The 20,682-nt window shown below is 45.7% G+C and carries 19 protein-coding genes and 2 pseudogenes; 13 read left to right on the top strand and 8 right to left on the bottom strand.

Annotation, left to right across the window (positions count from 1 at the left end; all coding sequences use genetic code 11):
• Nucleotides 1-89 precede the first annotated feature (89 nt).
• Nucleotides 90-1,022: a hypothetical protein gene (locus LQK91_RS00295; RefSeq protein WP_105098889.1), complete on the top strand. Its 933-nt coding sequence runs from the start codon at nt 90-92 to the stop codon at nt 1,020-1,022.
• Nucleotides 1,019-1,573 carry a hypothetical protein gene (locus LQK91_RS00290; protein WP_105098888.1) on the top strand — a complete coding sequence of 185 codons (555 nt, stop codon included), beginning with the start codon at nt 1,019-1,021 and terminating at the stop codon, nt 1,571-1,573. Before LQK91_RS00295 ends, LQK91_RS00290 begins: the two co-directional genes overlap by 4 nt.
• 281 nt (nt 1,574-1,854) lie before the next feature.
• Here LQK91_RS00290 and LQK91_RS00285 read toward each other — a convergent pair whose 3' ends face one another.
• Together LQK91_RS00285 and LQK91_RS00280 are read right to left on the bottom strand one after the other, a co-directional pair.
• Entirely contained in the window at nt 1,855-2,433 is a 579-nt protein-coding gene (locus LQK91_RS00285; RefSeq protein ID WP_105098887.1) for an HNH endonuclease, read from the bottom strand.
• Nucleotides 2,430-3,674 carry an AAA family ATPase gene (locus LQK91_RS00280; RefSeq protein WP_105098886.1) on the bottom strand — a complete coding sequence of 415 codons (1,245 nt, stop codon included), beginning with the start codon at nt 3,672-3,674 and terminating at the stop codon, nt 2,430-2,432. Before LQK91_RS00280 ends, LQK91_RS00285 begins: the two co-directional genes overlap by 4 nt.
• Nucleotides 3,675-4,444: 770 nt before the next feature.
• Here LQK91_RS00280 and LQK91_RS00275 point away from each other — a divergent pair.
• A pseudogene (locus tag LQK91_RS00275) lies at nt 4,445-5,123 on the top strand (phage integrase central domain-containing protein); the annotation flags it as partial.
• 168 nt (nt 5,124-5,291) lie between these two features.
• The gene (locus tag LQK91_RS00270; RefSeq protein WP_105098885.1) at nt 5,292-5,618 is read left to right on the top strand and encodes a hypothetical protein; all 327 of its coding nucleotides are present in this window, start codon (nt 5,292-5,294) and stop codon (nt 5,616-5,618) included.
• A 30-nt stretch (nt 5,619-5,648) separates the two neighbouring features.
• Here LQK91_RS00270 and LQK91_RS00265 read toward each other — a convergent pair whose 3' ends face one another.
• Genes LQK91_RS00265 through LQK91_RS00255 form a run of 3 tightly spaced genes read right to left on the bottom strand, consistent with a single transcriptional unit; the run spans nt 5,649 to nt 6,861 of the window.
• The gene (locus tag LQK91_RS00265; RefSeq protein ID WP_140033132.1) at nt 5,649-5,921 is read right to left on the bottom strand and encodes a hypothetical protein; all 273 of its coding nucleotides are present in this window, start codon (nt 5,919-5,921) and stop codon (nt 5,649-5,651) included.
• On the bottom strand, nt 5,918-6,274 hold the full coding sequence (locus LQK91_RS00260; protein WP_231001587.1) for a hypothetical protein: 357 nt from the start codon (nt 6,272-6,274) through the stop codon (nt 5,918-5,920). Before LQK91_RS00260 ends, LQK91_RS00265 begins: the two co-directional genes overlap by 4 nt.
• A gap of 29 nt (nt 6,275-6,303) precedes the next feature.
• Nucleotides 6,304-6,861 carry a hypothetical protein gene (locus LQK91_RS00255; RefSeq protein WP_231001586.1) on the bottom strand — a complete coding sequence of 186 codons (558 nt, stop codon included), beginning with the start codon at nt 6,859-6,861 and terminating at the stop codon, nt 6,304-6,306.
• 327 nt (nt 6,862-7,188) lie between these two features.
• Here LQK91_RS00255 and LQK91_RS00250 point away from each other — a divergent pair.
• Nucleotides 7,189-7,627: pseudogene (locus LQK91_RS00250) on the top strand (hypothetical protein); the annotation flags it as partial.
• Nucleotides 7,628-8,039: 412 nt separating this feature from the next.
• Complete coding sequence (locus LQK91_RS00245) at nt 8,040-8,516, top strand: hypothetical protein (protein ID WP_105098883.1); 477 nt, start codon at nt 8,040-8,042, stop codon at nt 8,514-8,516.
• 488 nt (nt 8,517-9,004) lie between these two features.
• Here the strand turns inward: LQK91_RS00245 and LQK91_RS00240 are convergent, their stop codons facing one another.
• Entirely contained in the window at nt 9,005-9,649 is a 645-nt protein-coding gene (locus LQK91_RS00240) for a hypothetical protein (RefSeq protein WP_186336231.1), read from the bottom strand.
• 499 nt (nt 9,650-10,148) lie between these two features.
• Between LQK91_RS00240 and LQK91_RS00235 the strand changes: the two genes are divergently transcribed.
• The 3 genes from LQK91_RS00235 to oxlT all read left to right on the top strand — a co-directional run bounded on the left by LQK91_RS00235 (nt 10,149) and on the right by oxlT (nt 12,391).
• Nucleotides 10,149-10,352, top strand: coding sequence for an RNase A-like domain-containing protein (locus tag LQK91_RS00235; protein WP_231001585.1), 204 nt, complete (start codon nt 10,149-10,151; stop codon nt 10,350-10,352).
• Nucleotides 10,330-10,626 (top strand): contact-dependent growth inhibition system immunity protein, encoded by a 297-nt coding sequence (locus tag LQK91_RS00230; RefSeq protein ID WP_105098881.1) that lies wholly within the window; start codon nt 10,330-10,332, stop codon nt 10,624-10,626. Before LQK91_RS00235 ends, LQK91_RS00230 begins: the two co-directional genes overlap by 23 nt.
• Before the next feature lie 490 nt (nt 10,627-11,116).
• Nucleotides 11,117-12,391 carry an oxalate/formate MFS antiporter gene (gene oxlT / locus LQK91_RS00225; protein ID WP_105098880.1) on the top strand — a complete coding sequence of 425 codons (1,275 nt, stop codon included), beginning with the start codon at nt 11,117-11,119 and terminating at the stop codon, nt 12,389-12,391.
• A 174-nt stretch (nt 12,392-12,565) separates the two neighbouring features.
• On the opposite strand, the gene cirA is transcribed toward oxlT, so the two are convergent.
• Together cirA and LQK91_RS00215 are read right to left on the bottom strand one after the other, a co-directional pair.
• Nucleotides 12,566-14,539 carry a catecholate siderophore receptor CirA gene (gene cirA / locus LQK91_RS00220; protein WP_105098879.1) on the bottom strand — a complete coding sequence of 658 codons (1,974 nt, stop codon included), beginning with the start codon at nt 14,537-14,539 and terminating at the stop codon, nt 12,566-12,568.
• Nucleotides 14,540-14,589: 50 nt separating this feature from the next.
• On the bottom strand, nt 14,590-15,696 hold the full coding sequence (locus LQK91_RS00215) for an ABC transporter substrate-binding protein (protein WP_231001605.1): 1,107 nt from the start codon (nt 15,694-15,696) through the stop codon (nt 14,590-14,592).
• A 668-nt stretch (nt 15,697-16,364) separates the two neighbouring features.
• Between LQK91_RS00215 and LQK91_RS00210 the strand changes: the two genes are divergently transcribed.
• The 4 genes from LQK91_RS00210 to LQK91_RS00195 are packed head-to-tail and all read left to right on the top strand — an operon-like array spanning nt 16,365 to nt 20,680.
• The gene (locus LQK91_RS00210; RefSeq protein WP_105098877.1) at nt 16,365-17,195 is read left to right on the top strand and encodes a DeoR/GlpR family DNA-binding transcription regulator; all 831 of its coding nucleotides are present in this window, start codon (nt 16,365-16,367) and stop codon (nt 17,193-17,195) included.
• A gap of 12 nt (nt 17,196-17,207) precedes the next feature.
• Entirely contained in the window at nt 17,208-18,191 is a 984-nt protein-coding gene (locus LQK91_RS00205) for a substrate-binding domain-containing protein (RefSeq protein WP_003850327.1), read from the top strand.
• A gap of 1 nt (nt 18,192) precedes the next feature.
• On the top strand, nt 18,193-19,698 hold the full coding sequence (locus LQK91_RS00200; protein ID WP_105098876.1) for a sugar ABC transporter ATP-binding protein: 1,506 nt from the start codon (nt 18,193-18,195) through the stop codon (nt 19,696-19,698).
• Nucleotides 19,691-20,680, top strand: coding sequence for an ABC transporter permease (locus tag LQK91_RS00195; protein WP_008926751.1), 990 nt, complete (start codon nt 19,691-19,693; stop codon nt 20,678-20,680). Before LQK91_RS00200 ends, LQK91_RS00195 begins: the two co-directional genes overlap by 8 nt.
• The last annotated feature ends 2 nt before the right edge of the window (nt 20,681-20,682 follow it).

Here is a 20,682-nt window from a genome sequence, read left to right as displayed (position 1 = left end):
ATTTGGGTGATAGCACTTAGGCGGTAGCATTTCCTTTTGCTCTTGAAGACTCCAATAACTTCCAATACTTTCATGAAAAGGTTGCTTTTATGCATAGCGTTAACTTCTATTCTTTCAGAATCCTCACCCATAAAGGTAGCAGGCAAAGTAAGAAACTTGGAGCACTGGGTCTAAGCAATAAAAAAACAGCTTATGAAATACTTGAAGAATATTTAAAATTACATCAATTCAGCCCAGTAGAATACGGATTATCTAAGACGAAAATATCTTTGGAAGGGCATAAAAAACTAACATTCAATAATGCTAAAGGTTTAGTTCATGGCTATATAAAAGTTGGTAAGTATGGTGAGAGTAGTGAAATAAAGGACATTAAACTAAAAACTACTCAGTATACGACCAAGGTTGATGACGTCACTTTAAGAGAACGCTATATACTTATTTATTTACCTGATGCTTTAGAGGAAGGCATTATAGCCTTCCATTCCTCAGATAACGTTAGCGCTAAAGGAACAATATCAGATGCCTTAGCTGAGTACTTCAAGAAAAAATATCAACTTGAAGCGAGAATAAACCCTCTTTGCCATAAGAAAATCCCTCAATATATTCTTGATTCAGAAGTAAAACAAATCAGAGCTCTTGGGTATGAAGCCCCAACAGATATAGCTGACTCCTTTGGTACGAATAAAACCAATATTAAAACTGATCTGGTCATAAAATATAACCAAGGATTTATGGGTAGCTTCAGAGATCTACAAAGCACAAAAACATCCAATGTAATTGAGATTATTGAAGATAAATGTGAAGAAATAAAGGTTACTTTACAATTAGGTAGCCGAACGGTTGTTTTCAAATATGACACAATAATTAAAAAAGGGATTTCTGTTGAACTAGATGATAATACACTTAAGATTAATGCTTCTACTGGAATTCCTGAGTTAAAAGCACTTCACGATGCGGTGCGCTCATTGGCTAATGATATACTCTTAGAGATACATAACGGAAACAAAGGGGTTAAGATATGAATAAAATAAACATATATCAGGTACTCCTGAAACATTACAGAACTATGACAGATCAAAGAGGAGTGACATTATGGCAGGATATATTTATTCATTTCCTCCTACCTGGAATAATATCCGTTGTCGTTTGTATTCTTTATGGGACAATGAAGCCATCCATTTCAGCAGTTTTTGTCAATTTTGGGGCTATAACTACAGCCTTGCTCATGAGTGCTGTCATTATGATATATGACCAAAAGCAAAAAACTATTTTCAAAATATCGGACATTATAGAAAACAAAAAGCCAACAACTAACCTACCCACGCTGGAAACTAATAAGACGGTATATACTCAATTATGCCACAATGTAGCATACGCAATTTTAACATCAGTGATATTAGTAATTGCATCTGTAATCATTTCTTTTTTTCCTGAAAAAAAAGAAACCCTTGAGTTGCTATATTTCTCAGTTCCCGCCTTCGTGCTCAGCTTTATAGCTTACGCGGCTTTTTTTACCACAGTGATAACCTTTTTAATGGTTATTAAGCGATTCAGCTTTATACTTGATAACTAAATATCTATCGTTTCAAAATCATTGGCCTATAAAATCATTAGGCCATAATCACTGAATGAAGCAACTGCAAATTAGAGTGCGAATGACCTGCTCCCAGTTGGTTAATACTTAATGATGTCAGTAATTTCCGCTTTTGGCACAAAGCAGACTGACGTAAATTTAAGGTCCGCTATTGGCGAAAAGTAGACATAAAACATTGAGCTATTATTAAGGAGGCCCGCTTCGAGCGGGCACTTTAAAAAAGTCTTTTTTAATTAATATGGATATTGTTATTGATATACCTACAGACCATTTGCTACCAATAAGGCATCTGCTACCATTGAAAACTCCTTGTCATTCTCTCTCTCAAGAACTAATGCTGAAAGTAATGTGTCTCTAACGTTATTATTCGATGTTCTGAAACATGCATCAATGGCATTCTGGAGATCATTTATGCGGATAGACCTCTGCTCAACTAAATCAGGCCTATTAAGTCCTACAGTAGTGATTGTGAGAGCTCCCCGTTCACTTCCCGCCTTATGCCTTAATAGTGAACCGAATGCTAATATATGAGCATCCGGATCTTCTGAGTAAGGATCAACAAGCGGGCAGTTACTATCAAATTGATCATTTTTCTCATTATTACAACGCGCACAGCAATAACCATGATTTGTCCATTCAAATTCAAGTTCTGGGTATTTTCCTTGAGCTTTTGGTCGAATATGCTCAACATCACCAAAATAAACATGTGAGACTTTACTTTCGCAATACATGCATTTTCCATGAGAGCAGTTTTGTAATGCTAATTTGTTGTCAGGATGTTTGTAATTAGTCCTGATTGCTAATGGATTAGGACAAGCGGGTCTGAATAAACGTCTCATTTACGCGCCTCAGCAATAGCTTCAATTGCTTTAGGTAATAACTTTCCTAATCCAGCCTGAACAAGCTCCGCACGCAATTCTGCTAACGACTCTGAGGTCGGATCCTTATCTGAATGCTTCTTAAGAATTGAAGTAAGTTTTCCCACAGCCCAAGCAGGTATGGTGGTTGAGACACCTAAAACTTCATCTAAAATATCAACAGCATTTTTTACCTCAAATCTAAAGTCCAACAAGAACGAATTAACTTTTTTTAATGAGCTGTATCGTAAAGCGTAAACATAAGCATCTTCGACTGAAGTTACTATAAGAGGGCTATGAGTACTTACTATGAATTTTACGTGAGGGAAGGCCGCAAGTAAATTAGGCAAAAGAGTACGTTGCATACTAGGATGTAAATGATTTTCTACTTCATCTATGACCACTGAAAATGGTTCTTTAGCATCTGTGTCATACATGAAAATTTGCCAAGCTATATCAATAAGCGCAGATATTCCTCCTGATGCCGTTTCAAGTAGGAATTCATCTTCACCATCATTACATGAAAAGACAATCTCGTAATCTCTAACCTCAATATTTTCAAACCCAATTGATTCAGGCAAAATAAGTCGTAGTATTTCGCAAAAACCTTCGAAGTTTTTAATTTGTTGCGGGTCAGCTGGCATTATAACTTTGTCACCACTTCTTATTCCATAGCCGTTAATGACCCAACCTAAAAGAGTTCTTTTCATAAGATAACTACTGGGTTCATTACTGTGACCTGCGTGCCTCTGAATATGATTATTTTGCACTTCATCAAAGGCAGTACGTCGTTCTTTACGAGCAGTGTTAATCTCACTCACACGCCTGTATGAGAATATTTGTCTGTGGGAAGGAATATAGAAAAACCGAACACTTTGTTGATTATTGATTGAAAGATGATACTGCGCTGAAGACGCTTCAGGTGCTAATATCTTCGCTAGTACTTGATTGCTATATTCTATCGATCCAATCTCTCTATCCGAATTAGTGTTTTTGTTATTAAATCGTGTCAAAGAAAAATACTTCAGCGCTTTACTAATTAGATCAGTTTTTGGGGTTGCTAATGAGAAATTTTGCCAACCTTGATGTCTGGCTAAAAGAGATAGAATGGTAGTTTTACCACTCCCATTAGAGCCTGTTAATATTGTCATTCGTGGGTGAAAGTTAATTTCAATATTGGAAAATTGCTGCCAATCATTTAGGATTAATCTATTGAAGTTCATTTCTGCTCCTCGATCTTTGTATCAGCGAATAATTAAGTTTTGGTTGAAATTAATTGAAGATGCAATTAATTTTTCAGAAAAAAATGATAAATTTATGTAATAATACTATCTAAAGAGATTTTCCTATACTGAAATTTTGATTTATAAGTGATGTTTTTCTGACGTGAGATATACGGACTGTAAATAGTAGTTTATCTTGATCCAGCAACGTCCGCATCTGGCACAAAGCGGACCATTGACAATAGTAGCGCCTAATAAATTCTCATTACGCATAGTGGCTTAGGTAGCTTTTTGTCATCTTGGCTAAGGCGCTCACCAAAATTGCACACTAGTGTATATCACACCATAAACCATTCACCATTTAACGCCATGAATTTAATACATAAAAACCAAAAGTGAACAGTGTGAACACTTTTTCCCAAAATCATTTTTATTTTAGATTTAGCGCCGGGCATTCGTTATCCTTGTCATGCCGTTGCGGGGTGTGAGATCCAATAATTGGTACACGTTTAGGTACACGCACCAAAGTTGAATTGGCTAAAAACAATTATTTTCATAAACTTGCGATACTTATCCAGATTCCGCCAGCCCACCAAAATTCTTGGTTGATGGTTACCAGAACCATCATCGAAGTCCTAAGAGCCCGCAAGGTGAAAACTTTGCGGGCTTTTTTGTGTCCATAGCAGTCCACTGAGAGTGGCTAGAATCCACGCCAAATGACAGCCTGTTATGGACCCAGCCCCATGGGTCCAAAATCTGAGGGTCCGAACATGCCGAAAGTCGTCACTAAACTCAATGATACTCAAATCAAAAACACTAAGCCTGCCGATAAGGAAGTGAACCTCCTCAATGGTTACGGCTTGTTTTTGCGTATATCGCCAACCGTGAAAGGTGGCAAGAAAAACTGGTACTTCAGATATGCGGTTCCCGTAACTAAGAAACTAACGAAAATGAGTTCGGGTACTTACCCTCACATTCGCGCAAGATAGCTCTCTCAGAGATCAGTACCTTGCCCTACTCGCACAGCAGATTGATCCGCAAACGCATAAGACCGACAAAGCGAATGCATTAAAAGCGTCCACTGAACACACCTTGTAGGTGGTGGCAAGAAAGTGGCTGGAAGAGAAGAAAAGAACGTCAGTGATTTCAGAAGATCATGTAGCTGATATCTGGCGTAGCCTTGAACGTAACGTCTTCCCTGGATTGAATAATGTTCCGATTAAAGAGATTCGGCCCAAACTCTTGAAGCATCAGCTTGATCCAATCGAACAGCGCGGGGTTCTTGAAACCCTAAGGCGAATCATTTCACGACTAAATGAAATTTTTCGTTGGGCAGCTACCAAGGAACTGATTGAGTTCAATCCCGTTGATATCTTTGCAGAGCGCCTTCGAAAATCTAAAAAGAAAAATATGCAAGCATTACCCCCTTCAGAATTACCAGGCTTTTTGGCTACATGTAATTTTAAAAGCACATATTTAATGCGGAAATGTTAGCATTAAAGAACTATTGCTAAAAATTAAAAAACCAGAAGCCTTACCAATACCGGTCCGGTTTGTATAGAGCTTGGGTAATGAGTTACAATCTGACTATCGTAAGACAAATAAATAACATTCATTATGAATAAAAAGAAAATCGAAGAAATGCTTTTAAAAGAGGGGTTTACACCAAAAGAAGTCTCTGTGATACGCCAGCATGCTGACAAAAACGGTTATCCTTATCCCTGGCTCCTTTCACAGTTAAAGAAAAGATTCATAGCTGCAATGATATTAATAGCGATCCTTCTCGCAGGACTCATTTATACCATTCGCAGCGGTACACAAGAAAACCTTGTATCTTATTCGATAACACTGTTAGCAGGCTTCACAATTCTGTATATTTTTATCCCGTTGAAGCCCGCATACAAAGCATTTAAATTTTCGCGAAAACACTCTCATATTTTATAAAGTCGATAATGAACATTTTGATTTATTTATTTATTTATTTAATCGAAGAGTCGCACTGCCTCTTCCCCCTACTGCAATACATTCACCACTAGAGACATCTATATAATATTTAACTGGATTAGGCATACTTTCCATCATCCATGGAAGATCTTCAGAAAATTTTAAATCTGAGGTTGAAATAACCCAAACAGATTTGCCATCAAAAGACGATCTCACAGCCTCATGAAAACGTTCGTCCCAACCATAACCTGTTTCCCTTGCATATTCTTTGGCAATTTCAACAGCTTTGTTTTGCGATATCATTGCTGAACTCCATACCAAACATTATACATCAACCCTCCAACCACTACTGGACCCAAAAGAATACCTGCAGTTTCATGCCGCAATAATGTATAGGTAATTTCGTAAGTATTTCCAAGAGGGAATTTGAAGCCTTCAATGATATACTCCCTACTCATCCCTCTTGCCCTTAATAAGCCAATAGTTTCAGCAAGTGACTTTTCCAGGTATCGTAATATATATGATTTATTATATGCGCTTTGTCTCATGAAAACCCTAAGTTCTCTAAATAAATAGAACTTAGGCGCAATTGCCATGTATACCTGTTCATGATAAAGAGTTGAAAGCATCTGCAAATATGCGTCATCTTTCGACATTGCGCCAGTATAGTAGTTGCGTCCTACTTCTACGTCCCCCAGGGTTTTGTGCGTCCCTGAACGACGTCACTATGCTTTGTGATTTTTATCTTAGGAGTATAACGCCAGCCTCCATTGCGAGGGAGGTTCATTTTCCTTCCAATATCGCTGCTGTATCTGGGCATTTTTACTCCCCTGAAAGGAGTCTTAAATGTATCACCAGGCTTCTTCTTCAAAAGAAGTGCGAGGACAGTATTAACCCCTATCAGAGTGATCGCGTCTGCTAAATCCTTAGCAGCAACGTCAAGATCTCCTTCGCTACGAGCTGCGTTAGTCTTCGTGGCAAAATCAAACAACTTCTTAGCCGCTTCAAGCGCTACGCCCCCTACTGCTACCCAGCCTACAATGAGAAGCACTAAATCAGCGATTTCACCAATCCCAAAAAAGTGCGCACCAGCCCAAACCACGATGACCCCCGCCATAGTTGCTAATGCTGATGGGGTGACCATAGCAAGAAGCTGTTGACCTACGTCAGAGGGTAAGAGCACTGCCGCTTTAGAAATGACTAGATGTAGCCTTGACTGTATATCGCCAGGGATAACTTCCATTCTCTATCCTCAGTTATATGTTAAGCTGCCTGCAGAATAACTCTTGAATACTGCATTATCCATTAGTTTTGCTTATCATCTTTGTTTGACCTGATCGAAGAAAAGATATCCACTTATCATTTAGCTTTTAAAAAATTCATTAAAAATGACAGAATTAAAATAATCATTTAAATTAACAATCCAACCTAACCCTCAATAATAAAAACGTTAAAATCCGAAAAAAATATAATGATAGTTGATATTAGATTTGAGAAAGCAAACAAAAGGCAATCACGATAATTCTATATTCCTAACTGAAGGTTGTATCTGATACTGGGAGTAGATCAAAATCTACCCAGTCGCTCCCTGGTACATGAATGGTCTACAGTGGGGCTGGCAGGGATACCAGGTTATTCAAGTTATGCAGGCAATGCAGCAAAAGCGGCAAAGTTCTTGAAATCAGGTGGTTACATAGGAATGGGGTTTGCCTTTGCTGGACCACGAATGACGTACTCAATGCCAGTGTGAAAGGACGTGAGAGCGAATGTAAAAGAACCGCATTCAAAGAGTATGGTAAGTTTGGTGCTTCGACCTTAACGGGTGTGGGAGCTGGCGCAGCCGGTTCTTTCGCAGGTGTAGGTGTATGCGCAGCAATAGGGATCGCCACAGCAGGAACCGGCGCGGTAGTCTGCGCTTCTGTTGGCTCAATAGCTGCGGGCTATGATATGTAGGTGCTAAAGCGAGTGATTCTGTAATGGATACTATCTATGAATACATGGGAATTTGAGAAATGAAATCGGTCCTGATGGTCTTGATTATGCTTCCTTTAGTTTGCTTAGTAGTAAGTGTTATTTTGTATCTGATTAACAGGTCTCGCTACAAGGAATTGATCTCAGACTTCCAACAAAAGCATACACTTCCCCCCCCTTACTTGTTGCACTGTAATATGGGATATATAGGTTCACCTCTAATGGCCTATTTTTTCATGCGTTTAAAAAAAAACAAACAGATCTTCTTGTTAAACAGGAGCGACAATGCTTATAGCTTTGCATATGAAAGTCAAAATCAAAAAAAGATAAATACTCTCAAACCACTTTATTATACTTTTGCATTTGGTTTTTCATGCTGTTTGCTGACTGGACTTATTGCAATTTTGATCCAACTTCATATTATTTAACTTTTCCAGCATGGAGATAGTCATGCAACAAACTCTCTCGGTAAAGCTTGTTGAGAAAAGTAAAGCGACTGATTTTCAGCAGGCCGTTTCTGAAGCATTGATCGATAACAAACCGACGGGTATCACTATAAAAGGACAGGTACTCGAAGCCTCCGTTAAAGTCGACAATGACAGGTATATTCTTTTCACAACGGATGATGTGATCTTTGAGGAGTTTCTTACTGTTACTCTCATCAGCCTGAGTCAGGGTATTGTTGAAAGTTTGCAGGTTGGCAATGAGTATTCGTCAGGCTCTTTCGAGGCGCTGTCTGTCAATCACGAAACCATTGAGTTCAATTTCGTTGGCGGGTCTGTCTGGACAATTAAAGTGAACGACTCGCCAAAGCTCCGAGTCCCTTTTTTTTCCGATCCTCGTGGCGTAAAACGCTTTTCAGGTCTGAAAGCGTATCTGACGATAGATACAAAGCCATCGCCCTCCTCTGCATCAAAAACCATTTAGCAAAAGCAATTGTTATACATTTAGGTGTACCAACAATTTTATAATCAATAATTTTCATTTAAATTCAAAAAGATAAAAAATCCATTCAGACTTCGCCAGCCAAATAAATTAAAGGGTTACGTTCCTGTATTCACCACACAGCCAGATCACATAGTGGTTAAAGAATAACCAGTAATTACTCCATAGAGCACATCCTTGAGAAATGCTGTATTTGATAAGAGAAAGTACGCAATAAAAAAGGCCATGATTAGTATCATGGCTTTGGCGTTTAATATCATAACTTACAGATTATGTGACATAATAATCATGCTTCACCTTTTAGCTTATCCATTAGATAAGCGATAAACCAGGCAAGTATGAAAAAACCAAAAAAACCAACAATCTTTAATGGCCAGCCTTCAAATATAAACAACGAGAAAAATGCTGCGAAGGAGCAGATCCCCGTGGAAAAAGCTTCAACCACATTAGTAGTTTGTATACCTATGAACTTAACAAATTTTAGTAGAAATGATTTTGCAGAGTTCATTCTGTATACCTTTACACATTAACGTATGGCTGTTGATGTACATCAGATAGGGTTCAAGTGGCTTCTCAACTAGAAAATAGACCATATCCAAATTCAGTCGGGAAACCTTAGAATAAGTCTTTGGAAATCTGCTTTTCATCCGTCTTGATGCGAGTGAAGCCTCTTCGATTAACCCTTGAATCATGAGAAGGTTCAACGATAGCGACGAACCAACTCTCACAAACCGCTTGAAGGTCTCAGCAGTAACGATACGAGTTAATATTTTTTTAGCTATAAACTGGGCCAGAATAAATTGTGAACCTACCCTTCCCCCTAGCCTGCCAGCACCATAACCCAGCTTACCATCAATAGCTTGCTTACTCTCATTATCGAGCTTTGCATAAAAATCGAAAATCACAATAGTAATCAGTTGTCGGATTGGTTCATGCCTGTCTGTAGTGGCCTTAACCAACCGCATAAATCGTTCTGTTTCCCTTCGATTCCGGTTCTTAAGATCGCTCCCGGCAAGGCCGCTACCCTGCCACGTTCTTATAACCCCCTGATACATGCCCGAAGGAATCGATGACATACCATCCACAATTCCATAAGCAATTTGCTTTGCGTCCATACTCTTCCTTATAAGCAAATTATGTCCAGGGTTGAGAATATCTAATCTGACGCAGGATTTCCATTGGAACTATATTCCAGCACCACCACTAATTAGACCCCATGTTAAAAATTGATTTATATAGTTATTTAACGATTATAATTATAAACATGTTATCTAAAAGACGAGCCATTTAAATATACATAAACAGAATTATTTTAAGCTATAAAAATAAGTTATGTTTTTCTTTAGCTCCTTTTGGAGATCCTATTACTAAAAATTCCTGAAATCCTTTTCACTCTTTTCAATTGTCGAACTTTGGCAGAAACTCAGCACCGGCTGGCTTGTTGTACGATTTCGCGGCGTCCAGGTGATTGTCATGGTGTCGCTGTACAGCTGCACCTTTGTGACGCGCTGGCCGTTCACCTTCACGCCCGGAAGAAGTGACTGGATCACAGGTACGGTCAGCAGAAGAAGCTATATCAAAAGCGCTTTTCGCTAACCGTGACGTAATAAATCGGTGTTGGGCGGAGGCAGGCTGACTATTCGCAATACATCTGGCAAAGCGATCGGCTATGGTTTCCGGCGCAGAGGTAGCCAGCGAATAGTCATGAAAAATGTGAGAGTTGTTATCGAATTTCAACAATATAACGGCAAACCCTACTACATTCTCACAGCATTCCCGGATTTACAGGTACAAAATGCAAAAATTCTACTTTCCTGACCAACTGATTTTCGGTTATTTCAATCAGAATGCAGACATCATCAATGATGGCGAGGATACGATCGAAGGCATAGTGCGGCTGTTCAAAAAGTCAGTACCAGACTGGATGCTTAATGATCTCGTTGAAGAAGTTGATGATTTTATCTCAGCCTATGGTGGCAATGTCGAAGAGGAATTCAGGAAACGATATGGGTTTGATTTTGCCCCTGAACTTTGGGAAACCACTGCTCATGAATTCCTGATGACTGTTCGTCAGATCTCTTCAGAGAAATAAGGCTTTCAGGAGTAGATTTTCCTGGTTCATGATTACCAGCTCCATCATCGAACTCCTGAAAACCCTACGGGCTATTTGTGTTTCCAGTTTTTTCCTAGAGTCAGAATCTACCCATTCCATACCCAATCTTTCAGCCACCGGTTAAAGCTCTTTACGACAGCCCCTCTCAGCGCATCATCCTAAAAACCAAAACCACCGGCTACCTTTCTGACCACCAGCGCTTTCCCACGCACCATCTCAGCGCACTAAATCTTTGCACTTCATCACACTAAACCTCTAAGCCATCTTATTACATGTTGATATTAATGGTTATTTTTATTGGCACATTTTCTGCTTAATTCTCTTTATACACCTATGTACCGGCATATCGGTCTCAGTAATCTGGCATTAGCAGCAGGCAACGGTTTGGATCTGCGCAATGCCAGAACAGTGTGTAAACAGAGCAGACTGATTTCAGCTGTGTAGCAGAGCGTAAAGTGGAGACATAATAATGACCTCGATAAGCGAACCGGTGGTAATAGCGAAAAACAGCAAATGGGTGCAGCTTCTGCTTGGACTCATTTGCATGGCGGCTATTTCCAGCCCGCAGTACGTCTGGACGCTGTTAACCAAACCGATGATTGCCAAACTCGGCGTCGGGCTGGCGGAACTGCAGGTCACGTTCTCGCTGCTGATTATTCTGCAGACCTTTTTTTCACCCTTCCAGGGCCGGCTGGTTGAGCGCTTTGGTCCACGTCTGCTGATCTCCATCGGTACGCTGATGGCGGGCTTCAGCTGGGTAATCGCGGCCCGGGTCGATAGCCTGACGGCTCTCTATCTGGTCTATGGCTGCCTGGGCGGACTGGGGACGGGGATTGTGTATATCGGCGTAGTGGGACTGGTGATGAAGTGGTTTCCACAGCAACGCGGTTTTGCCGCCGGAACAGTGGCGGCAGGCTATGGCATGGGTGCGATTTTTACCACCTTCCCGATTTCCATTTCTCTTAATAGCTACGGGCTGGAACAGACGATGACGACATTTGGTCTCATCTTCGCCGCTGTGGGCCTTCTCGCCAGCCAGAACCTGAGGCTGCCTGAAAGCAGCGCGATGATGCCGGTCAGCAACACATCGTCACCCGTACGAGGCCAGCGCCAGTTTAAATCCAGAGAAATGCTGCGCCAGCCGCTGTTCTGGCTGATGTTCATGATGATGACCATGATGTCGACCTCAGGGTTGATGGTCACTTCGCAGATGGCGATTTTTGCCGAAGACTTCGGCATCAGCAAAGCTGTCGTTTTCGGTATGGCCGCCCTGCCCCTGGCGCTGACCATCGACCGTTTCACCAATGGTTTAACGCGTCCCCTGTTTGGTTTTATTTCCGACCGCTACGGCCGCGAAAATACCATGTTTATTGCCTTCGCACTGGAAGGTGTCGCGATGACGTTGTGGCTCGCCTGCCGTGAAGATCCCGTGCTGTTCGTACTGCTTTCAGGCGTCGTGTTCTTCGGGTGGGGTGAAATATTCTCGCTGTTCCCCTCCACACTCACAGACACTTTTGGCAGTGAAAATGCCTCCACAAACTATGGCTGGCTCTATATGTCTCAGGGAATTGGCTCGATCTTTGGTGGCCCGCTGGCGGCGCTGATGTATCAGCACACCCATAACTGGCACCTGGTCTTTGGCTGCGCAATTACCTTCGACTTTATCACGGCCGGTCTGGCGTTGTGGGTGCTCAAGCCCTGGCGTGCACGCTTTATGCACGCGCATAATAATCGTGCACATTAATTGTCGGTGAGTGACATCGCTGAATGAGATCAGAACTGAACAGGCATCTTCTGCGTTCTTACAATGCATCGTCAGGACGCATTGATTCTGATGTCAGGCTCTGAGGAAACCCGTAGTAACCACTTAAAGCGCAAAAACAGCCGGGACTGCTGATGTCCCGGCCGGCGCTGACGATCAGAAACTGTAATCAACAGCCGCGAAATATCTGCGGCCATCTTCGTTATAGCTGTAGTCGTCGCGGTTGAGATCTTTATCGGTCAGGTTCAGAACGCCAGCACGGATTTTCACCGCTTTGTTCACCTGATATGACCCGCCGGTATTCCAGGTGGTATATCCGCCTGGTGTTGCATTGCCATCGGTCACCGTGCGGCTCTTGCCTTTGTAATTCGCGGAAAGATAGAAGCTCCAGTCCTCCAGCGGTTTCCAGTCAAGCGTCGCATTTGTCGTGTGGAACGGCAGTTCAGACAGCGGTTTGTTGCCGCCGTTACTCAGATCGCGGGCGTCATTGTAGGTGTAATTCAGCCGGAGATTCAGCTTGTCGGCGACCGGCAGACCGAGCTCCGTTTCCAGCCCGCGGATCCGTGCTTTATTCACGTTGTAATAGCGGAAGATCGGATTGCCGCTGGCATCAAATCCGGCAAAGTTTGGATAGGATGGCGCCAGACTGCGGTTGGCGGTGCGGATAACCGTAATCATGTCGTCAATGTCGTTCTGAAACACCGTCGCGCTGGCGGTAACATCTTCAAGCCACCCTCTCTGACCGGCGTAATAGAGTCCGAACTCCATGCTTTCGCTGGTTTCTGCTTTCAGATCCTTATTGCCCACCACATTGCAGCTCCCGCGGCATGAACCACTGAGCCAGTCCGGGCTCAGCTGAAGCAGAGAAGGCGCTTTGAAAGCGGATGCCCAGCCGCCTTTCACTGTGACCGTATCGGTGGCGTTGTAGACCAGATAGGCACGCGGGCTCCAGTTGACGCCGTAGTCCTCGTGGTCATCCATGCGTACGCCGCCAGTCAGCGTCAGGTTTTCGAAGATGTGCCATTCATCTTCCAGGAACAGCGCGTACTGATTAGCCTGCACGCTGCCGCCATTTTTCATATTTACCGCATCTTCCAGCTTATCGTTGCGGTATTCACCGCCGAACGTCAGGAATTGAGTGTAATCACCCAGCGGGATCACGACTTTGCCGTCGAGAGAATTGTTTTTCGAGGTAATGGTTTCGGCGTTTTTGTTTTCGATTTTTTCACCGTAGAAACGCAGTTCGGTATTCGCCACTCCCCAGCGGCCAGCGTGGCCGAGCGAGTAGTTTTCGCGCTCGATACGGTTTTTATCCAGCGTGTCGGAATCCCGATCCTGACGATCCATCCCGTAACCGAACGTGATGTCCTGATCTTTATCCGGCGTCAGTGAGAATTCCACATTAGCATTGCGCGATGTGTAACCTTCAATGCGCGGCTGACCAGTGCTGCCACTGGCGGAACTGGCCTGATCTTTATTGCGTTTACCCAGCGCACCATAAACTTTCACGCCCAGTAAATCGTCAACCAGCGGGCCGCTGGCAAAGAAATTGCCGTTGCCGCTGTCACCGCGATCGCGGTGTTCCTGAACGGTGGTGTCTGCGCTCAGCGTGCCGTGCCACTCGGTGCCGACTTTACGGGTGATGATGTTGACCACACCACCCAGCGCATCGGATCCATATAAAGAGGACATCGGCCCGCGCACCACTTCAATACGTTCGATCGATTCTGCCGGGATCCAGCTCAGATCAAAATCGTTATGGCGGAAAACCGCGTTGCGGGAATTCACGCGTTTGCCGTCGACCAGGATCAGCGTGTAGCTGCTGCCCAGTCCGCGAATGCTGACACCCTGTCGGTTATCGCTTTCATTGGTGAGCTGTACGCCGGGAACGTCTTTCAGCACCTCTTTGAGGTTTTGTACCGGTTTTCTCTGCAGATCTTCGCGAGTGATTACGCTGATACTGGCAGGGGCATCTTTGAGATTTTGTTCGACAGAGGAGGCCGTAACCACCATCTGATCTTCATTTTCTTTCACCTCGCTGGCCTCTTCCGCCATCACCGGCATCGTGGCAGTAATCAGTTGTGCAAACAGCCCCGCTTTAACGGCAGGTGTAAATTTAGTCTTAACCATTTCTTCTCTCCGAGAGGTAAAACGCCCCGGCAGCCGGGGCAAAGTTCCTTTTACTCTGTCCAGTAAGTGCCGGTCGGTTCGACAGCGAGGAACTGTTTATAAAGTTGTTTTTGTGTTTTCTGCGGATCGAGCCCGGCAAACTTTTGCGGATAAAATGCTTTGGCAAAGTACTGAACGGCCAGCACGTTATAGGGAGAGTTGTAATAGTTGTGCCAGATGCCAAAACTGCGCCCCTCTTGCACGGCTTTCAGCGTGCTGATGCCTTTACGCGCCAGCAGCGGCTTCAGGCTGGCGCTCGCCTGTTCTGGTGTGGTCTGCGCGCCCAGCACTAAACTGACCGGCTGCGGATCACCCGCTTTCGGTGGTCTGGCACCTCCACTGACCAGATAGACATCCGGCTGCGCGGCAATGACTTTTTCCAGATTCACCTGACCGAGCGCGCCCGGCAGCAGAGGTTTGGCGATATTCACGCCACCCGCCAGATCGATAAAATCACCCATGTTGCCGTTACCGGCTGAGCGGCAACATTCATCTGCTGTGGAGGCCCGCAGTTCGATAAAGACTTTCGGTTTATCCTGCATAGGGATATCGCGGGTGACATCGGTGACGCGTTTAATATTCTCCTGATAGAAGCGGATGTACTCCTGCGCCTGTTTCTCGCGGTTCAGTACTTTCCCCAGCAGTTCCATACTCGGCAGAGTGTTTTTGAGCGGAGAGGTGCGGAAGTCCACAAACACCACGGGCACACCGGCGTTTTGCAGCTGTTTCACCAGCTCACTTCCTTTGCCCGGACCGTGACCCGAGAGACCGAAAATCGCCAGCTGCGGATTCAGCGTCAGCACTTTTTCAGGGCTGATGGTGTCGGCACTGGTCGTGCCGATCAACGGGATGTTGTCGATTTGCGGGAACTTCGCCCGATAGGTGGCGTAGGTTTGCGGGTCAAGTTTACGGAAATCGCCCTGCCAGCCGACGATTCGGTCAAACGGTTTCTGGCCCTCAAGCAGCGAAAGCGCGAAGAACAAGCGGCCTTCTCCGAGTACCACACGCTGAACATCATCCGGCACGGTAACCGTGCGTCCCGCAACGTCTGTGACGGTGACCGCCTGTGCCGTTACACTGAGCAAGCAGAACGTGAGGCCTGCGAATCCGGCAACCATCTGCTTGCCAGAAAGCACTTTTACTAGTTTCTGAGGATAATTCATCTTCTTCTGATTCCTTTGCGTTTCCCTGAAGAGGGTCAAACAATAATGTAAACGATAACTATTATCAATTACATTTACATTTGTACGCAGCCCGGTGATTGAGCGCACTAAAGCGCCCACAAACAACGGTCAGAGAGTCACAAAACTGAAAGATGAAAAGCGTGAACGAGGCTGCGCATTCCATTACGGCAGTCTCGTGATCATAAAAGCAGAAACCACTCAGCGGAAGAACCATTGCCGGAACAGCTTGATTTTCGTCTGAATCACCAGGACTGAGTCTGTTATTTTTTCTCTTTCCATCACCCTCAGGTGCCTTAACAGGAACGCTGAGAAAGTCAGGTGTGGATTTAAACGGTCAAACCCACACAAACGGTCATAAACAGTCACGCCATAGCAACAATGTCTATATAGTTTATTAACCCTTTTGGTGATTGCTACCTGCCGTATAAGGCTAATTATGTGAGCAAAATCACTAAATAATGTAATGAGCCGCAATATTTTTCATGAAATATTTCGACTTCATCACCTTATAAACGGCAGCGCAATTTACCCACGTGGACTCCTGCCCAGTCCACATTTTCCCGTGTCTGCTTCCAGTACTTTATATCCATCGGAGGATAAGTATGTTGCCGATTGAAAGACAGCAAAGAATTATTAATGAGATTAATATAAATGGCCGGGTAATTGTCTCAGAACTGGTCACTCTGTGTCAGGTTTCACAGGAAACAATTCGGCGTGATTTAAGCCAGCTTGAAAAGCGCGGTTTATTACAACGCAGCCATGGCGGCGCCGTTCTGATAAAAAAACAGAACACTGGCACACAAGGAAATAGCAGAATCGCTAACCAAAGTGAATTATCTTTTCGGCAGCGAATTAACGAGCACGTTGATGAAAAAATGATTATTGCCAAACGCGCGCTCGACTTTATCAGCCCCGGCGACTGTATTTTACTGGATAGCAGTACCACCTGCTGGTATCTGGCGCGACAGTTGCCAGACATTGAATTAACGGTATTAACCAATTCGCTGCGCATCGTACAGACGCTTGCCGCTCGCGGCAGTATTCGCACTATCTGTCTGGGCGGTGAATATTCCGATCGTGATGAGGCTTTCCATGGGGTGGTGGCTGAGCAACCACTGCGGGAATTTCAGATTAATAAAATATTTTTTTCCTGTAGCAGTCTGGGTAACGACGGATATTTACGCGAAGGCAATGAGAATAATGCGCACCTGAAACAACAGATGCTGCTGGCCGCCGAAAAAAAACATCTTTTAATGGATGGCAGTAAATTTCTGCGGCCCTCGTTTGCCCGGATATGTCATTACCGCGATGTCGATTTTCTTATTACTGACCAATTAAAAGATAAAGAGCTTGAACAGGAACTGGCGTGGAATGGCGTTAATGTCATCGTCTGTTCACAGCGTTATCAATCCATGCAGCTAATTAAAAATTAACCCGGAGTCTGTATGAAAAAACATCTTATCGCCTGCTCTTTACTTGCTCTGTTTGCCGCCACGGGCGCGCAAGCTGCTGATAAATTGCGTATGGGTATTGTGGTCAAAATTGGCGGTATTCCCTGGTTCAATGCCATGGAAACCGGCATTAAAAGTGAAGCAGCGAAGCGCGGTATTGATGCGTGGATGGTCGGCCCTACTGCCGCTGACCCGGCACTTCAGGTGCGTGCCATTGAAGATTTGATTGCGCAGAAAGTCGATATCATCGGCGTGGTCCCCAACGATCCAAAAGTGCTGGAGCCGGTGCTGAAACGGGCACGCGATGCCGGTATCGAAGTCATTACCCATGAGTCTCCCGGTCAGCAGGGCGCCAACTGGGATTTTGAACTGGTCGATGCGACAACCCATGGCATCAATCATATGAAAGCACTGGCGAAGTGCATGCACGATGAAGGCAAATACGCCATGTATGTGGGCAGCCTGACGGTGCCGCTGCATCAGCAGTGGACTGACGCTGCACTCGCTTATCAGAAAGAGCACTACCCCAAAATGCAGCTGGTCACCGACAAATTTGGCGTTGGTGAATCACTGGATGACTCCATCCGTACCACGAATGAGCTGATGTCTAAATATCCGGATTTGAAAGGCATCCTGGCGTTTGGTTCGCAGGGGCCAATCGGTGCCGGACGTGCGGTCATGAACCGTAAAAAAATCGATCAGGTTTGTGTCCTTGGCTCTTTCAGTCCGGGACAGGGTGCCTCCCTGGTTCAGCGTAACGCCATCAAAGGCGGCTACATCTGGAATCCTGAGACCGCAGGCGAAGTCTTTGTGCGTATTGCCGACATGATGCAGAAGAAAGAGCCGATTACTGACGGTATGACGATTGAGGGGCTGGGCAAGGTAAAAGTGGATGAAAAGAGCCACACCATTCTCGGTAACAACACAGAGAGTCTGGATAAAGAAAACCTGCCAAAACTGGTAAAAATGGGGCTTTGATATGCAAGAGGTCACTCCACAGACACTGATTGCGCTCGATAACCTGTCGAAAACATTTGGTGGTAACCGCGCGCTGAGCGATATCTCCCTGACCTTACTGGCAGGCGAAGTGCACTGTCTCGCTGGCACCAACGGCTGTGGCAAGAGCACTCTGATCAAAGTGATTTCCGGGGTGCACGCCCCGGACAGCGGCAGCCGCATCACCCTGTGCGACGGCGCGCCACTGCCGCGCCTTACTACCCGGCAGGCGCGCGACTTCGGTATCCAGGTGATTTATCAGGATCTGTCGCTGTTTCCCAACCTGAGCGTGGCAGAGAACATCGCCTTTGAGCATAACCTCAACGGCCTGCTGCGCTGGCACCACCGCGCGCGGCTGCAGGAAAGCGCGCGCAGCATTATTAATGAGTTGAAGTTCGACCTGAATCTGGATGAAAAGGTCGCAGCGCTCTCCATCGCGCAGCGTCAGCAGGTGGCGATCTGCCGTGCCCTGGTCGCCGATGCGCGGCTGGTGATCATGGATGAACCCACCGCCTCCCTGACCCGAACCGAAGTAAATCAGCTGCTGCGAACCGTACGCTATCTGAAAGACAAAAATATCTGCGTGGTGTTTGTCAGCCACCGGCTTGATGAAGTGCTGGAGATTTCTGACCGCGTTACGGTAATCCGTGACGGGCGCAAAATGGGCTGCTGGCCCGCGCAGGAGATGACGCCGCACCACCTGACGGAGCTGATGACCGGTCTGAAACTCGACTATCAGTTGAAAGCGCCGACACGCAACGATGACCGCGCCATTCTGGAGATAGAGGATTTAACCCGCGCCGGCCAGTATCACAACGTCAATTTTAAATTGTATGAAGGCGAGGTGCTTGGGCTGTGCGGCCTGCTCGGCTCCGGACGCACTGAACTGGCACTCTCACTATTCGGCATGACACGTCCCGACAGCGGTAAAATCTGGCTCGACAGTAAGCCGGTACGCTTTCGCGGCCATGAAGATGCAATCAAAGCGGGTATCGGCTATGTGTCGGAAGATCGCCTGACGCTGGGCCTGGTGCAGCAGCAGTCTGTGGCAGACAACATGGTGCTGCCGATCCTCGACAAACTCCAGAACCGGTTTCACCTGATTGATGAATACCGCAAGAACAAGCTGATCCTGCAGTGGATCCAGCAGCTTGGCGTGCGCGTGGCCGATCCGAACCTCGCCATTTCTACCCTCTCCGGCGGCAATCAGCAGAAAATTGTGCTGGCGAAATGGGTGCTGACCCAGCCGCGAATTCTGATCCTCGACTCGCCTACCGTTGGGGTAGATGTGGGTGCCAAGGCCAGTATTTACCAGTTGATCCATGAGCTGGCGAAAGAGGGCCTGTCGATCATTCTGATCTCCGATGAAGTGCCAGAGGTCTGGTACAACTGCGACCGCATCCTGCATTTCCGCGATGGCACGATCCATGCCGAATACCAACCTGATAGCGTCGAGCAGCAGCAGCTGGCGGAGGTGATCAATGCCTGACTTTTCCCGTTTTCGTCCGCACTCCAGTCAGGGCTGGCTCGCCTGGGTACTGCTGGCATTCATTCTGTTTTTCTCGGTTGCCAGCGATCAGTTTCTCACCATGCAGAATCTGCTGGATCTGGCTGAGAGCTATGCCGTCACCGGCATCTTTGCACTGGGTCTGTTTGTGGTGCTGGTCACCGGCGGTATCGATATCTCCTTTGCGGCTGTCGCCTCCGTGGTGCAGTACCTGCTTGCGTCACTCTTTGTGCAGTTCCAGTTCGATAATGCGCTGCTCAGCATTGTGCTGGCGGTGATGTGCGGCACGCTGTTCGGCGTAATCAATGCGCTCCTGATTACCACGCTGCGGGTGGTCTCCATCATCATCACCATCAGCATGCAATCGTTGCTGTTCGGACTGCTGATGTGGGTAACCGGTGGCCGCAGCCTCTATTCGCTGCCGGAGTGGTGGATCACGCTGCGCAACGTGCTGCCGTTCAGCTGGCAGGGAGAGAGCTTTCAGGTGGGCCTGCCCCTGGTCACGATGCTGCTGATTGCTGCAGTAACGGCCCTGCTGCTGAACAAAACCAATCTGGGCCGTCAGCTTTACGCCGTCGGAGGGGATGCGGAGTCAGCCCGTCGTATTGGTATTCGCGTTGGACTGATCCACGTTTTCGCCTATGGCTGGCTGGGCGCGATGGCGGCGATTGGCGGGCTGGTACAGGTCTATCGCATGGGCGAAGTGGTGCCGAATGCGCTGGTTGGCGGTGAGCTTGATGTCCTGGCGGCGACAGTGCTGGGCGGCGCCAGCCTGATGGGCGGCAAAGGCACAGTCAGCGGCACACTGATGGGGGTTTTCCTGATCGCCATTCTGAAGAACGGCCTCAATCTGGTGGGAGTATCGAACTACTTCATGAATATCGTGGTTGGCGGCGTCATCATGATTGCGATCGCCGTGACCCATTACAAAAAACGCAAAGAAACTGACGTCAGTTTCGTGTGACA

Origin of the sequence: Pantoea sp. MHSD4, assembly GCF_021043305.1 — a bacterium.
Lineage (GTDB): Bacteria > Pseudomonadota > Gammaproteobacteria > Enterobacterales > Enterobacteriaceae > Pantoea > Pantoea eucalypti.
Note: the sequence above shows the minus strand (reverse complement) of the source record. Positions and strands in the feature narration are given on the sequence as shown.